A 14,418-nucleotide genomic window follows, 5' to 3' on the forward strand; every position below is an offset into this window, starting at 1 on the left:
TTTCAAATTCCTAATTCAAATTCTAAATAAAAATATTGTGCGGTTCTTCAGGTTTGCTAAGCTCATAGCCTTGAGCCTTTTCTATCCCATAATCTTGAACTATTTTTAAAATCTCTTGGTTTTTAACAAACTCAGCAACAACTTCATAACCTTGCTTATGAGCAAAGCCTACTAGCGTTTCAAGAACGGTTCTAGCATTATTATCAACAACCAAGCTTTCAATAATAGAACCATCAATTTTTAAATAATCAAACTTGATTTTTAATAATCTATAAAAGTTTGAATATCCACTACCAAAGTCATCAATTGCTATCTTACAACCCCTTAAAGAAATTGAAGTTAAGAAATTTGATAAATCATCGTATTTATCAATACTTTCACTCTCTAAAATCTCAACACATAAAGCTTCAGGGCGAGAGCACCTTGCTAATCTGCTCTCAAATACATCTCTAGTTTCTTTATTGATAATATCTGAGTTTGCTAGGTTTATACTAAATTTTGCTTCAGGATAATTTTCTATCAAATCAAAAACTTTATTAATAACTACTTCTTGAATATTTTTATAAAGACCCACTTTTCTTGCAACATCTAAGAAAAGTCCCGGAGAAACTATATTATTATGCTCATCTTTTAGTCTTACTAATACCTCATAATAACTTACTTCTTTTGTAAGTGAATTATGAACGCCTTGACAGACTACAAAAATCTTATCATTATCAAGAGCATATCTTATTTGAGCTACTACTCTTTGCTGTTCTGCGTGTTGTTTTTCTATACTTAAGCCTTCTCTATAAACACAATAAGGCTCTTTTGTTTTTATGGTTTCATAACTTGCAAGAATTGCTTGAGCAAGTCTATTGATTACTTCTTGATTTGTCTTTCTAATATCACGCTCGCTAGAAATTCCTATGTTTAATTCTAAGTCTTTAAGTTCCATATTTTGATTAATTTGAAGCTCAAACTTGTTTTTCTTACCCATTATAGGATTTACATTTTTTGCTTTAAAGTGTTTTTGGATTAAATCAGCTGCTGCCATTGCTTCTTCGTGATTTTTATAAACTATACAAAACTCATCAAGTTGTAAATGATATATATTTGTAGTTTTTAAAACCTCATCGTTATCTTTAACATTTAAAGCATTTTTTAAAGACCTTGCAAAAGTTTTTATGATTTCATCAATCATAATTGTTGAATAGTTAAGTCTTAAATCATTGAAATTATCAATTTTTAAATATAAAAATATGTTATTTTTATTTGACTTATCATCTTTTAATTCTTTATCCTGTAAAGCTTGTAATGATAATAGACCAGTTAGGCTATCGGTATCTAACTTCTTTTGCATATTATCAAGCTTGGTTTTATAGTCTTTAATTTGTAAAATCTTTTTGGTTACATCAACCTTATTAATAAGCTCAATATTATCACCTATGCTTTTTCTAAAAATAGAAAAAAACCTTGTTTCTTTTCTACCAGTAATATCATTTTCATTATATTCTTGAATTTTGTTATGGCTTTCTTGAATAAGCGTTCCGTAATCAAAACCCTTTGCATTGTCATTTAAATCAATAACACCATGTAAAGAATCATAAAAGTTCATAGCTTGAGCTTTTCTTACATTTTCGCTTTGTTCTGTTGGTGTGTTTATATTAAAGGTAAAAGTATCATTTACATACTCAATATATAAATTCTTTTTGTTTTTTGTATTAATTAAAATTTGTTGAATTGGAGAGTTTAAAAAAGCCTTGTATAAAATATCTAAAGCCCTTGTTAAATCAAGGCTATACTTGAAAATAATAAAAGTAACAAACACAAGTAAAACAGCAAAAATAGCACCAACTAATATTAATTGCTCGTTTGTAGTTTCTAAATGCTCTATTTTTGTTAATACTTGAAGTTTTAATTGAGTTAGAATATTTTCAAAATCTGTGAAATTTTTGATTTCTTCTTTTTCTTCATGAAGTTGTTTAACACCATGCAATAATTTTCTTGAAAGAATTAGATAGGTTTTTTCTTCATCAACTGCTTTTATCCTATCTTCTAATAATTTTATATCATCGGTTTTTATTTTACTTTCTTGTTTTAAGCTTGCTATTGTGTTTTTATATTCTAAAATTAAATTATTATTATTTTCAATCAATGTATCGAGAAAATCAACATAGTTTTTAATAGAACTAATGCTTATTTTAGTTGCAAAAATAAATTCCAAAACATTTTGCTTTACATCAATTAATTTAGATTGAGCATATAAAACGTTAAAGCTTTTAAAATCACTTCCACTAGTTCCTAATAAGCTATTAAATTCTTTTACATAATTTTTTAATTTTTCTAAACTCTGTGATAATTTTTCTTCTTCTGCTTTGTTTAATTGCCTATTTTCTTTCAATAAAGCTATTAATTCACTTGTTTTAGTATCAATTTCACTTAATTTTCTTCCACTACTTTCAAAATTTGCATAAATACTTGGTCTTTCAATATTTAACATTAACTCTTGATTATCAAGCATAATTTCATGGATATGATTGTTTATATCGTAATTTACATCAATTTTATGAAGTTTTGTAAAAAATATTCCTGTACAAACAAAAATACCAACCATTAAAGCAGTTATAAAAATCTGTAAAATTCTTTGAACGAAAGTTTTTATTTCTATATTTTTATATTCTCTATTCATTATTATTCCAAAATTTTAGGTCTTTTTCCTTCTAAAGTTTTTAAAAACTCAACTATATCATCTACATCTTCATCAGGCATAATTATTCCTAATTGACACACCGACATTGCTCTAATCATATCGCTAAGATTTACAAAAGCTCCTATATAAGTGTAAGGCTCGGTTATTGTAACATTTCTTAAAGTTGGAACTTTTACTTTTCCATCACTAACATTACAACCTACTGAAAAGCTTTTATTAATTTCTGCCATTATATTTCCGCCAAAATTATTTCCATTATGGCAAGATGAACATCCGTAAAAGTTAAATAATTTTAAACCCCTTTTAGCCTGCATACTAATTGCATTTTTATCGCCTTTTAAATATAAATCAAAAGGAGAATCTAGCGTAACAAGAGCTTTTTCAAATTCTACTAAAGCATTTACTAAATTATCGTAATTAGCACTTAAACCTATACTATTAAATAATTTTTGATAAGCAACATTAAATTTAACCCTATTATTAAATTCTTTAGGAGTAATATCCATATCGGTTTTTAAAGTTCTTTTTACTTGTTCTTTTAGATCCGTTATGCTAGCGTCTTTAAAAAATAGATTTGAATAAGCTATATTTAAAACAGTAGGAGGATTGTTTTCATTATCTGTATTTATACCTGAATTATTTGTACCATTACCACTTAAATTTAGATTATGACAGGAATTACAAGAAAGCTTTTTTGGGCTTAAATTAACATCAAAATATAATTGCTTTCCTAAATTAGCCAAATCTTTATCATAAGGAATGCTAGCAATTGGTTTATAAACATTCTCATCAGCAAATAAGGTTAATAAAAGAGCAAAAATAAAAAATATTTTATTCATTATTATCCTTGCAATCTTTGCAAACGCCTTTTACCAAAACAGAGCTAACTTGAATTTTATCAATACTTGGAAATGCTAAATCTTGTGTATGATGACAAATATCACAAACAAATAAAGCATTATTCCCCTTATTTATTTGATAATAACCCTTGCCATCAAGCTCAATTTTATTTATTAATTTTGCCTTTTGAAACTGCTCCATTGTCCTATAAAATGTAGTTTTATTTGCCTTTGTTTTGAAATCATCAAAACACATAGGCTCTTTAGCAGCTAAAAGCTCATCTAATAATAAAATCCTAAGTTCTGTAATACCGATATCGTGTTTTTTTAATAACTTAACTGAATTCATCTCGTGAATAATAGCAAAAAAAATTAAAATTTAAACCTAATTTATTTTTTGCAACTAAGTTGCATTTAAGCAACTATTTACTACACTAGCAACTTTAAAACATTAATGAAAAGGAATTGCAATGAAGAAACTATTATTAAGCTCAATCGCTTGCATTAGCTTATTTGCTAATAATGTAGGCGTTAGTATTTTGCCACAAGCAGAAATCGTAAAAAAATTACTCCCTAATACAAAAATAACAACCCTAATGCCAGCAGGCGCAGACCCTCATACTTATGAGCCAAAACCAAAGCAAATGCTAGAATTAAGCAAAGCTCAAGTATTTTTAGGAATAGGAGTTGAGATTGAAGAAGTTTGGCTTAAAAGATTAGCCGAAAACACAAATATAAAGATAATTCAAATTGATGAAAATATCAAAAAAAACACATATTTTCATAAAGAATTAAACGAACATCACCATGAACACGATGATGACGCTCATAATGGAATATTTGATGATGTTAATGTAAAGAATAGAGATTTAAGTGATTGGATTGGAGCTTGGCAATCAATTTATCCTTACGCTTTAAATGGTGATTTTGATGAGTATTACAAATTAAAAGCAGAAGATAAAAAAGACAAAAGCAAAGAAGAATACAAAAAGTATTATTTAGATGGTTATAAAACAGATGTTGAAAAAATCATAATCACAAAAGATAGCATTGAGTTTATTCAAAACAATAAAAGCATAAAATCTAATTACAAATATGTAGGATTTAAAATCTTAACCTACGAATCAGGAAAAAAAGGCGTAAGATATTTATTTGAAGCAACAAACGATAAAAGTCCGTTTAAATATGTTCAATTTAGTGACCACAATATTAAACCTACGAAAGATTTAGAGCATTTTCATATATTTTTTGGAAATTCTAGTCAAGAAGAATTGTTAAAAGAAATGATTAATTGGCCTACATATTATCATAGCGATATGTCAAGCGATGAAATAAAAGAAGATTTAATTCATCATCTAGCACATAATCACAAACATGAAGATAAACACCATCATCACGAGCATTCAAGCATTGATGTGCATATTTGGACTGACCCTATTATCTTAAAGCAACTTGCAATCAATTCAGCAAATGCCTTAAAACAAATTTATCCAAAAGATGCAAAAAATATTGATGAAAATCTAAAAAAATATGAAAAAGAATTAGATGAATTAAACTTAAAAATATATGATTTAACAAAAAATGTGAATATAAAAGGCTTTATTAGTTCTCATCCTGCTTGGGGTTATTTTGCTAAAAGATATGGTTTAAATGAATATACTTTAGAGCTTGAAGGAAAAGATATAAAACCTAGCGAATTAGCAAAAATCATAGAAATTGCAAAAGACAAAAAAGCTTGCATAATCTTAAAAGCACCACAATTTGATGATAAATTAGCTAAAAGCATTCACAATGAAAGTGGCTTAAAAATCATTGAGATAAACCAACTTTCAAACGAAATATCAAAGGAGCTTTTAAACTTTGCTAAGATTATTAACGATAATTGTTCTAAGCATTAATATATACGCATGTGCTTTGTGTTCTTTATACACACCAACAGCACATGTAAGCTTTAAAGGAAATTCCATTTCTTGGGAATTTTCTTCAAATTTTTCACAAACCTTGCTAGATGGCTACGATACAAATAATGATAAAACTTTAGATGAAAACGAATTAATCAAGGTTAAAGCTGCTTTGCTTGATTATTTATTGCCTAGAAAATTTTTAACTACTTTAAAATATTATGATTTGCCTTTTGGAGAAAGCATTGATATTAAATTTATTGTAAAAGATGTTAAAGTAAGTTTTAATAAAGAGCTTGTTTTAGAGTATTTTATAGATTATGATTTTACTCCGAAAATTGATAGGGTTTTGGTTTTAAGCGTTGAAGATCTTGATGGATTTTTTAATTTTAAAATAAAAGAAAACTCATATCAAGTAAAAGATTTTAGCATTAATGAAAACATAAATCTAAACGCTGTTTATTATGAATTTAAAGCACCAACTTTTATTCAAGCTACAACTACAAAAATTGAAGAAAAATCAAAGGAATTTGAAACAGGAATTAGCATTTATGAAAATATGCTTAAGTTTTTAGCTGCTTTACAAAGCAAGATGATTTCTTTATTAAAAGATAATAGTTTGCTTTTGTATCCCATTGCTTTAATTTATGGCTTTTTGCACGCACTCTTACCAAGTCATGGCAAAAGCATAACAGCAGCTTATTTTATGAACTCAAAAAAACAAATATTATTTTTTAGTCTAAAAGTAGGATTTATTCATTTAATTAATGCTTTTATTATCGCTGGATTTTTTTCTATTTTTAGCTTGTTTAATCTAAGTAAAATTTCAGGGTTTTTAATAAGTTTATTAGCTTGTATTTTGCTTTATTTAAAATTATCAAAAAAACAAAGCGTAAATATAGTAGAAAAACCAAATAATATAAAAAGCTTTAAACTAGCAAATAATAGTAAAATCTTAAAAGTAGTAAAAAACGAAAAAGCACTTGATAATTTCTTGGCTTTTAGTATAGGATTGCTTCCTTGCCCTGGGCTTATTTTGGTTATTGGTTTTATACAAAGTTTAGGTGCTGTTGCTTTTATAGCAGCAATTTTGATAGCACTTGGAATGAGCCTTGCTATATTTTTGAGTGCATTTATTGTAACTAGATTTAAATTTAGTAAGAAATTAGAAATTATAAGCTTAATTTTTGTTATATTTGTTGGCTTATATATAGGATTTTTTCAATGATAAAAGTAAATGATTTATGCTTTGCATATGATAGTGAAGAGATTTTAAGCAATGTTAGTTTTAGTATAGAAGATAATGAATTTGTAGGAATTATAGGAGCAAATGGCGGTGGAAAAAGCACTACCTTAAAATTATTATTAGGCTTATTAAAACCTAGTAAAGGTAGTATTGAAATTACAACGGATAAATTAAGCTATGTTCCGCAAATTGCTCAAATAAATCCTAGCTTTCCTATTAATGTTTTAGATGTTGTTTTAATGGGAACTATTCATAAATATTCTTTCTTTTTTAATACAAAAGAAGAAAAATCAAGAGCCTTAGCATTGCTTGATGATTTAGGTTTAAGTGGTTTAGCAAATAAAAAATTCGCAAGTCTTAGTGGCGGACAAAAACAAAGAGTATTAATAGCAAGAGCTATGATGAGCGATTCAAAGATTTTATTACTTGATGAGCCAACTGCTAGCATTGATGCTAAAGGGCAGATTGAAGTATTTGAATTATTAAAAAAACTTAATCAAAAAGGCATAAGCATAGTTTGTGTTTGTCATGATATAGCTTTAATTAGCACTTATGCAAACAAATTAATTCATATATGCAGAACTTGTCATATTCATAAAAATACAAAAGGAATTGATAATAATAGGTTGTTGCATTTAGCAGCACATAAAAATAATTTATGTGAAATTGATATATGGGAAAATTATGGAATATCTAAATTATAGTTTTATTCAAAACGCAATTATTTCGGCAATTTTAGTAAGTATTGCTTGTGGAATTATAGGTACTTTGGTGCTTACAAATCGTCTTGTAGCAATGGTTGGCGGGATTACTCACGCAGCTTATGGTGGGCTTGGGATTTCGCTTTATTTTGGAATTAGCACAATGCTTAGCACCTTAGCTTTTGTAATAGCTTGTGCAATACTTATTGCATATTTATCAAAAAATTACAAAAATCAAGATGCAGTAATAGGCGTGGTTTGGGCTTTTGGAATGAGTGTGGGGATATTGTTAAGCGACTTAAGTCCTAATTCAAATTCCGTAGTTTTTAGTTATTTATTCGGAGCTATTTTAGCGGTTGAAAGATTTGATATTTTGATTATGATAATAGCTGATATTGCTTTTATTTTAATGGCGTTTGTATTTTATAGACAATTAATAGGAGTTAGCGTTGATAGTGAGTTTTGCAAGGCAAATGGAGTAAATGCAAATCTAATTTATTATATGCTAATAATTGCGTCTGCTATTTGTATTGTAATTAGCTTAAGGGTTGTTGGAATGGTTTTAATACTTGCTTTACTTTGCATTCCTAGCTATATCTCATCTATGTTTTGCACTAGACTTTCATCTATGATGGTAGTTTCTGTTATCTTATCTCTTATGTTTTGCCTTGGCGGACTTGTGCTTAGCATTGCTTATGAATTAAGTAGTGGAGCTTGCATTATTTTGCTTGCTTGTTTTTGCTTTTTTCTTGCTTATTTGTTTAAAATATTTAAAAAGATTTAAGGAATTTGAAATAGGAATTTCTAAATTCAAATTCCACTCAATTTCAATTTTAATTCCTTTGTTTTATGAGTAAAATTCAAATATTTTTTGCTTTTTGTTTTTGATTGATTTTTTGAAAAGAATTTGAATTCGGAAATTCCGAATTCAAATTCTAAGATTAAAATGTATATCTAATAGTAGAGTTTATCTCATAATCATTTGTAAGGCTTGAGCCAAAGCTTCTTTCTATACTTAAATTAAGTCTTAGGTTGTCATTAAATTTATATGAACCACCTAAGCTAACGAAACCACGATTATTGCTATCAAGTTTAGTACTTGCATTTGCATTTATTCCTTTTACAATATCACTTATTAAGATATTTGCTGTGTGTTTTTTAGTATCTAATATCGCACCAACTCCAGCTCTAAAAGTAAAGTCATTTACACTATATCCAGCAAAAACTTGTGGTTTAATAATTAGTGGAACATAAGAATCCACACTTATTGTTGTTCTGTTTGTTTTAGCTTCATATTTTCCTACATAACCTGTAATTAATTCTAAACTTGGCTCTAAATAAGTGTTTTGATAAACATTAAATCTATATCCACTCTCAACACTTGCTAAGAATGAGTTTTGAGATTTGATACCAGCTTTATCGTAGCCTGTGTGAATATATTTAAGCACTAAATCAGCAAAATATCCATCATTACTAATATAACTTAAATATCCACCTACATTAAAGCCTTTTGATTTTGCATTTGAATTTACTTTATCATAGCCAAATAATGTACCCGCTATTAAATCGCCGTTATTAAAATCTGTTTTTTTATCAGCACCGATTTGGGTTGAATAGTAATTAAAATGGCTATTATCATTACTAAAGCGACCACCATAAGCTCTAAACCATACGCCTAAATCTTCATTTAAGCCACGAATTTCTCCTAAACGCTTGTTCATATTATTAATGCTTACATTTAAAGAACTTAAAACATCGCTTGAGATTTCGCTTTTTTGCTCGTTTATGATTGTTGTAGCGATTTTATCAACGATAATTTTTGCTTCGGCTTTTACTTCAGCTGAAGCTGTGCTTAGGTCATTGTTTGCTGCAGCTAATAAAATCATTAAATCCTCTGAATCTTTATTATTTAGATTAAATTCTCCTAATTCTTCTTTTGCTTTATTTATACTTTCTTCTGTGGTTACTGAATTTTGTAAATCTTCTAATTCTTTTTTAAGAGTATCTAAAGCAGTAGTTGCACTTGCTAATTCTTGTTTTGCTTGTTCTAATGCTAAGCTTGCAATGTCTAATTCTTTCATAGCATTTGCTTGATTTTGCTTAGTTGTTTCAACTGTTGCTAATGCTTCATTATAAGCTTTTAGTGCTTCATCTAATTTAACTTTAGCTTGAGTTATAGCTGTTACATTTGATTGAATTTTTATTTCATAATTTTTAAAATCAACTTCTTTTAACCCTAAATTAGATTTTAGTAATTCCAAATTTTTAATTGATGTTTCACTGTCTTTTGCAATTTTATCTAAATTTTCACTAGCAACTGTGTATTCATAAAGTGCTTTACCTTTTGCATCAGCTAATGGTGCAATAACATCATCGCTCATTTTAACAGCCAGGTTTGTTTCTTGAACTTTTTTCCAAGCTTCATCAACTTTAGCTTGAATAATATCTTTATCTGTTGTCGCATTCTCTAATTGTTTAGAAAGTTCACTGTGGATTTGAACCGCTTGGTTATAATCATTTACTAATTTACTATGTTTTTCTACTTCTACTGTATGTTCTAAGTTTAATTTTTCATAATAATTTCTTTTTTCTATTAGAGTAGCTTGAGCTAATTCTTGATCTTTTTTTAATTTTTCAACTTCACTCGTTTTACTTGATATCTGTGTGTTTAAAGTACTAATTTCCGAATTCAAATTCTCTTTTTGGGTATTTAATTCTATACCTTGATTTACTAAATTTGTATGCTCCAATTCGGCTTTGTTCTTTAAACCTTCTTTTTCTCCTGCTTGTGTTGTTAATGTAATAATTGCTGTAGATAAATCTTTATAAGCTTTATCCTTTGCTTGATACGCTGTATTAGCAATATTTACACTTTCTTGCTTTTGAGTAACTAGAGTATTTTGAACATTAATTTTATTCTCTAAATCCTTCTTTTGAGTTAAAAAATCTTCTAAACTACTTGTAATAACTGTAGTAGGCTCTGCATATGCGTTAATTCCTAGTAGTGCCACTGCACAAACTGATGAAAATAATACTTTTTTCATAATTTCTCCTTGTTAAAAAGTTTTTAAAAGTTTAGCACTTTTTTTGTTAATTAGTTTAGGATTATTATTAAAAAAATATTGCTTAGTAATAAAATTTATTATTTATTTATTTTAATTGTTGTTTTATTTAACGAAAAGCTACAATTTAAATTACTTGTTTGGTATTCAATATCATCAATTTTTTGTATAAAACCATCTTGTGTTTTTGTGAAATTTTTCTTTTGAAATATACTTTTACACTCAATTATATCTTTTAACAAATCATCATAATACCATTTTCCAAAAAACTTCTCATTAAAGCTTTTTTTAGTATAACATTCGCCATCAAAACAGATTTTTTCATTAATTTTAAGAGTATTTACATATTTTCCAAGAGTATATAAATCAAGGCTTAAATCACCTTTATGATTTCTTAAAAAGCCTTGCCCTTTAAACTTTATCAAAGGACTTTTTAGAGTAATATTAATCGTTGTGCTAGGCGTTTGCTTAACACAAGAACTAAGGCTTAGGGCTAAGATAAGCCCTAAAAATAATTTAATATAAAGCTTTAAATAAAGCTTACTTGCCATTTAAAAAATCCCTTAGATTATTTACCATCATTCCTACAAGTCTTGTTACACACTCACAAGCTGTCCAAGCAATGTGCGGAGTAATTATAAGATTTTGCTTTTTACTAACATTTAGCAATGGATTATCAGCTCTCATAGGCTCAAACTCAACCACATCAAGCCCTACTCTAATATTTTTATTATCAATAGCCTTTGCAAGTGCAACTTCATCAATTATTCCACCACGACCAAGATTTAGTAAATACGCATCATCTTTCATCATTGCTAATTCTTTTTCGCCTATTAATTTATAAGATTTATCGTTAAGTGGAGCGTGAATACTAATAATATCGCTAGTTTTTAGCAATTCTTCAAGGCTAGTTTGTTTAAAGTCAGGATTATTATTCTTTCCACTAAGGCTTGTATAAATTACATTTGCTCCAAACATTTGAGCTATTTTTGCAACATCTCTTCCAATTGCTCCAAGTCCAATTATCCCCCAAGTTTTGCCTTCTATTGTGTGAATTCTTCTTGAATAATCGCAAAATAACTCACTCTTAGACCACTCATTATTTTTGGTGTATTCATTATAATAAAGCGTTTCATTCATTAGGGCTAGCAATAGTGCATAAGTATGCTGAGCAACACTTTTTGTGCTATATCCAGCTACATTTTTAACTGCAACTCCAAGCTCTTTTGCAGCATCTAAATCAACCGTATTCATACCCGTTGCACTAATTAAAATTAGCTTTAAATTAGGACAATTTTGCATTACTTCACGGCTCATTTTTATTTTATTAATCACTGCTACATTTGCATCTTTTAATCTTTCTAGCACTTCGTTTTCTAAACTCTTCTCATATACAACAACTTCGCCAAATTCTTTAAAAGCGTCAATATTTTCTCCACCTAAGGTATTTGCATCTAAAAATACAATCTTCATTAAATCTCCTTTTTATAAATTAAAGCTTGTTTTAAATCTTCTTTATTTACTTTAAAACCTAAGCTAATTAGATTTTTTACATCGCTTGAAGTCAAAATTAATTCAGCAATTTTGCTAGTATCTAAAGTATTTGAAAAATCACTTAATTTTGTAGGAAGATTAATTTCTTTATAAAATTTCACTAATTTTTCATACTCATCATAATTTTTCTCAAGCACTAATTGAACCAACACCCCAAAAGCTACTAATTCTCCGTGTAAAAACTCTCTTTCAACTAATTTATCATAACTTATCGCATAGCAAGTTGCATGTGCAAAAGCACCATTGTATTCAATATTTATTGAGCGTGAAACATAGCCAGTATTTACGATGATTGACATAACGACATTTTTAAAACTCAAATCATCATTTAAAGATTTTGCATATTCGTAATTTAAATCCTTGCATAAAATACTGCAAATCTTGCCTAAGTGATTTGAATAATTTACTCTTATATTATTTGCTTTTGCGTATTTTAATTGCAAATCAAACTCATAAAATTTAGCCATAGTATCGCCAATACCTGCTATTAAAAATCTCTTAGGAGCGTTTTTGATAGTTTCTAAGTCTATGAAAGTTTTTAAAGGTGGGTTTTTAAATAAAGCTAATTCTTTAAATTTCTCATCTTCATAAATAACTGATAAAGCAGACACTGCAGCACAAGTTGCAGCAATTGTTGGAATGGTTATTATTTCTAAATTAAGCTTATTTGCTATATATTTTGAAGTATCAATAACCTTACCACCACCAATAGCTAAAACCAAATCAAAAGATTTTCCTTCACACTCATTTAAGATTTTATTAATATCTAAATACGAGCATTCTTTAGCATGTGTTAGATAAAAATCACTAGTTAAAGCATAATCTAATTTATGCTTAAACTTAGAATAAGCAGTATTACCTGCTATTATTAAAATATTTTTGTATTTTTGTAATTCCTGTTTTAAATTCTCTTTTATATCTGTATTAACTACAAAAGAAGTAAGAGATAATATCTCTTGCATTTTTTACTCCTTTTTATTTAATAATATGGCCTACGAATTTTGCGTAATTATCAAGTATTGCATTGCCTTTTCTAAAGCCGAGTCCGCAAGCTTCGTAGGCGAAAAATACCCCTGCTTGATAAAACTCTTCATTATAATGATTAAGTTCTGCAAATTCTTGATAAATATAGCCATTATTTTCATACTCGCCGTTACTTTTCGTAATAATTTCGCCATTTTTATCAAAAATCGTAATATTTGCACCTTCTCTTCCAAAGAATGGTTTTTTAACTTGCTTTGTATTTTCTAAAGGCACAAAACTTGTTTTTAATAAATATTTATGATTTGGATAAAGCTTCCATAAAAGCTCTAAAATAGCTTTACTTTGAAACATCAAGGTATATGCTGGATTTAGAATGATTGCTTTTTGATTTTTAATGATTTTTGTTAGCAGGTGTGCTAATTCGCTTTCTTCAATAGCTATGATTTCCCAAGGAATTAGCATAAAGCAAAACTCATAATTTATATCACCTAAAAACACTCCATCTTCGCTAAATTCCACATCTTCAATATAAGCAAACTCACACTCATATCCAGCGTCTTTTGCCATTTGCATAAGAAGTCTTGTAGTAAGCTCTTCTTCAGCGTCTTTTACGCTAGTAAATAGGATTTTCCAGCCTTCATAAATTTCATCAAAATTACTCACATCTTCATCTAAAGTTGCAAGTCGTTTAAAATTATCAACAATAGCTTCATAAGTATGATTAAACTGATTAACTTCTTTTAGATTATTAAGCCTAAGTTGCTCAAATTGTAAAATCGCAGTTTCAAAAAGAGCCGTAGGAGTGTTTGCATTAAACTCAAGCAATTTTATAGGTAGATTATCAAGCCCACCAGCTAAGTCAAATCGCCCATATAAATGCCAATGAACATCGTTTTCCCAAGACATTTTCACAATTTCGTGAAGATTAAAAGGAATGCCAAGTTTATCTAAAAGATTATTTGATATTGCGTATTCACCAGCACTTGCAAACATATCATAAAGCTCATTGCAAGCTTCATAATAATTATTCGCTTCTTTTTCGCTAATTACTATTAATTTATCATCAACATAAGGCGAACCATCAGCATCTGTATGCCAAGTAAAGCCCATATTTTCTAAGTTTTCTTTAGGTAATTTATTTATGTTTAAAAATTGCATTATTTTTCCTTGTATTTGATAAAGCTTAGATTTTAGCAAAGATTTTTAAAAAAGAATTTGAAATAGGAATTTGAATGCTGTAAGGCTTATTTTTAGGCTTAGCATTTACCCCATTTTTGGCTTAAAATTAGCTTAATAATTAGAAAATTTGCTTGATTTTATGAATTTAGCTTTGCATTTGCGGATTTTAAGCTTTAGCTAAGATTTAAAATGCTTATTTTATAGGGATTTTAGAACTTAAAAATTCCTTAAAAATAGAAAATGCTAAGAAATTCAAAAAT

At 28.0% G+C, this 14,418-nt stretch carries 12 protein-coding genes; 4 read left to right on the top strand and 8 right to left on the bottom strand.

Annotation, left to right across the window (positions count from 1 at the left end; all coding sequences use genetic code 11):
• Positions 1–22: 22 nt before the first annotated feature.
• Genes AC1B00_RS08050 through AC1B00_RS08060 form a run of 3 tightly spaced genes read right to left on the bottom strand, consistent with a single transcriptional unit; the run spans position 23 to position 3,880 of the window.
• Entirely contained in the window at positions 23–2,671 is a 2,649-nt protein-coding gene (locus AC1B00_RS08050) for an EAL domain-containing protein (protein ID WP_488849196.1), read from the bottom strand.
• 2 nt (positions 2,672–2,673) lie between these two features.
• On the bottom strand, positions 2,674–3,531 hold the full coding sequence (locus AC1B00_RS08055) for a cytochrome-c peroxidase (protein WP_336611877.1): 858 nt from the start codon (positions 3,529–3,531) through the stop codon (positions 2,674–2,676).
• A complete protein-coding gene (locus AC1B00_RS08060; RefSeq protein ID WP_239817498.1) occupies positions 3,524–3,880 on the bottom strand; it encodes a transcriptional repressor in 357 nt (118 codons plus the stop codon). The genes AC1B00_RS08055 and AC1B00_RS08060 overlap by 8 nt, the downstream gene beginning before the upstream one ends.
• 121 nt (positions 3,881–4,001) lie before the next feature.
• On the opposite strand from AC1B00_RS08060, the gene AC1B00_RS08065 reads away from it, so the two are divergent.
• The 4 genes from AC1B00_RS08065 to AC1B00_RS08080 are packed head-to-tail and all read left to right on the top strand — an operon-like array spanning position 4,002 to position 8,163.
• Complete coding sequence (locus AC1B00_RS08065) at positions 4,002–5,429, top strand: metal ABC transporter solute-binding protein, Zn/Mn family (protein ID WP_488849197.1); 1,428 nt, start codon at positions 4,002–4,004, stop codon at positions 5,427–5,429.
• On the top strand, positions 5,392–6,660 hold the full coding sequence (locus tag AC1B00_RS08070; protein WP_488849198.1) for a hypothetical protein: 1,269 nt from the start codon (positions 5,392–5,394) through the stop codon (positions 6,658–6,660). The genes AC1B00_RS08065 and AC1B00_RS08070 overlap by 38 nt, the downstream gene beginning before the upstream one ends.
• Positions 6,657–7,382, top strand: a complete 726-nt coding sequence (locus tag AC1B00_RS08075; RefSeq protein ID WP_239817501.1) for a metal ABC transporter ATP-binding protein — start codon at positions 6,657–6,659, stop codon at positions 7,380–7,382. Before AC1B00_RS08070 ends, AC1B00_RS08075 begins: the two co-directional genes overlap by 4 nt.
• Positions 7,363–8,163: a metal ABC transporter permease gene (locus AC1B00_RS08080; RefSeq protein WP_488849199.1), complete on the top strand. Its 801-nt coding sequence runs from the start codon at positions 7,363–7,365 to the stop codon at positions 8,161–8,163. Before AC1B00_RS08075 ends, AC1B00_RS08080 begins: the two co-directional genes overlap by 20 nt.
• A gap of 157 nt (positions 8,164–8,320) precedes the next feature.
• Here the strand turns inward: AC1B00_RS08080 and AC1B00_RS08085 are convergent, their stop codons facing one another.
• The 5 genes from AC1B00_RS08085 to AC1B00_RS08105 all read right to left on the bottom strand — a co-directional run bounded on the left by AC1B00_RS08085 (position 8,321) and on the right by AC1B00_RS08105 (position 14,137).
• Positions 8,321–10,423: an autotransporter outer membrane beta-barrel domain-containing protein gene (locus tag AC1B00_RS08085; RefSeq protein WP_488849200.1), complete on the bottom strand. Its 2,103-nt coding sequence runs from the start codon at positions 10,421–10,423 to the stop codon at positions 8,321–8,323.
• Positions 10,424–10,521: 98 nt separating this feature from the next.
• A complete protein-coding gene (locus AC1B00_RS08090; RefSeq protein WP_488849201.1) occupies positions 10,522–10,992 on the bottom strand; it encodes a hypothetical protein in 471 nt (156 codons plus the stop codon).
• Positions 10,982–11,914 (bottom strand): D-2-hydroxyacid dehydrogenase, encoded by a 933-nt coding sequence (locus tag AC1B00_RS08095; RefSeq protein ID WP_488849203.1) that lies wholly within the window; start codon positions 11,912–11,914, stop codon positions 10,982–10,984. The genes AC1B00_RS08090 and AC1B00_RS08095 overlap by 11 nt, the downstream gene beginning before the upstream one ends.
• Positions 11,914–12,957, bottom strand: coding sequence for an iron-containing alcohol dehydrogenase (locus AC1B00_RS08100; RefSeq protein ID WP_488849204.1), 1,044 nt, complete (start codon positions 12,955–12,957; stop codon positions 11,914–11,916). Before AC1B00_RS08100 ends, AC1B00_RS08095 begins: the two co-directional genes overlap by 1 nt.
• Before the next feature lie 13 nt (positions 12,958–12,970).
• Positions 12,971–14,137, bottom strand: coding sequence for a glutathionylspermidine synthase family protein (locus AC1B00_RS08105; RefSeq protein ID WP_488849205.1), 1,167 nt, complete (start codon positions 14,135–14,137; stop codon positions 12,971–12,973).
• Positions 14,138–14,418 lie beyond the last annotated feature (281 nt).

This window comes from Campylobacter sp. DY7, from assembly GCF_057802535.1.

Bases quoted from the DNA above. Each gene is read 5' to 3' on its own strand.
- AC1B00_RS08050 (WP_488849196.1), bottom strand. From the start codon at position 2,671: ATGAATAGAGAATATAAAAATATAGAAATAAAAACTTTCGTTCAAAGA.
- AC1B00_RS08055 (WP_336611877.1), bottom strand. From the start codon at position 3,531: ATGAATAAAATATTTTTTATTTTTGCTCTTTTATTAACCTTATTTGCT.
- AC1B00_RS08060 (WP_239817498.1), bottom strand. From the start codon at position 3,880: ATGAATTCAGTTAAGTTATTAAAAAAACACGATATCGGTATTACAGAA.
- AC1B00_RS08065 (WP_488849197.1), top strand. From the start codon at position 4,002: ATGAAGAAACTATTATTAAGCTCAATCGCTTGCATTAGCTTATTTGCT.
- AC1B00_RS08075 (WP_239817501.1), top strand. From the start codon at position 6,657: ATGATAAAAGTAAATGATTTATGCTTTGCATATGATAGTGAAGAGATT.
- AC1B00_RS08080 (WP_488849199.1), top strand. From the start codon at position 7,363: ATGGAATATCTAAATTATAGTTTTATTCAAAACGCAATTATTTCGGCA.
- AC1B00_RS08085 (WP_488849200.1), bottom strand. From the start codon at position 10,423: ATGAAAAAAGTATTATTTTCATCAGTTTGTGCAGTGGCACTACTAGGA.
- AC1B00_RS08090 (WP_488849201.1), bottom strand. From the start codon at position 10,992: ATGGCAAGTAAGCTTTATTTAAAGCTTTATATTAAATTATTTTTAGGG.
- AC1B00_RS08095 (WP_488849203.1), bottom strand. From the start codon at position 11,914: ATGAAGATTGTATTTTTAGATGCAAATACCTTAGGTGGAGAAAATATT.
- AC1B00_RS08100 (WP_488849204.1), bottom strand. From the start codon at position 12,957: ATGCAAGAGATATTATCTCTTACTTCTTTTGTAGTTAATACAGATATA.
- AC1B00_RS08105 (WP_488849205.1), bottom strand. From the start codon at position 14,137: ATGCAATTTTTAAACATAAATAAATTACCTAAAGAAAACTTAGAAAAT.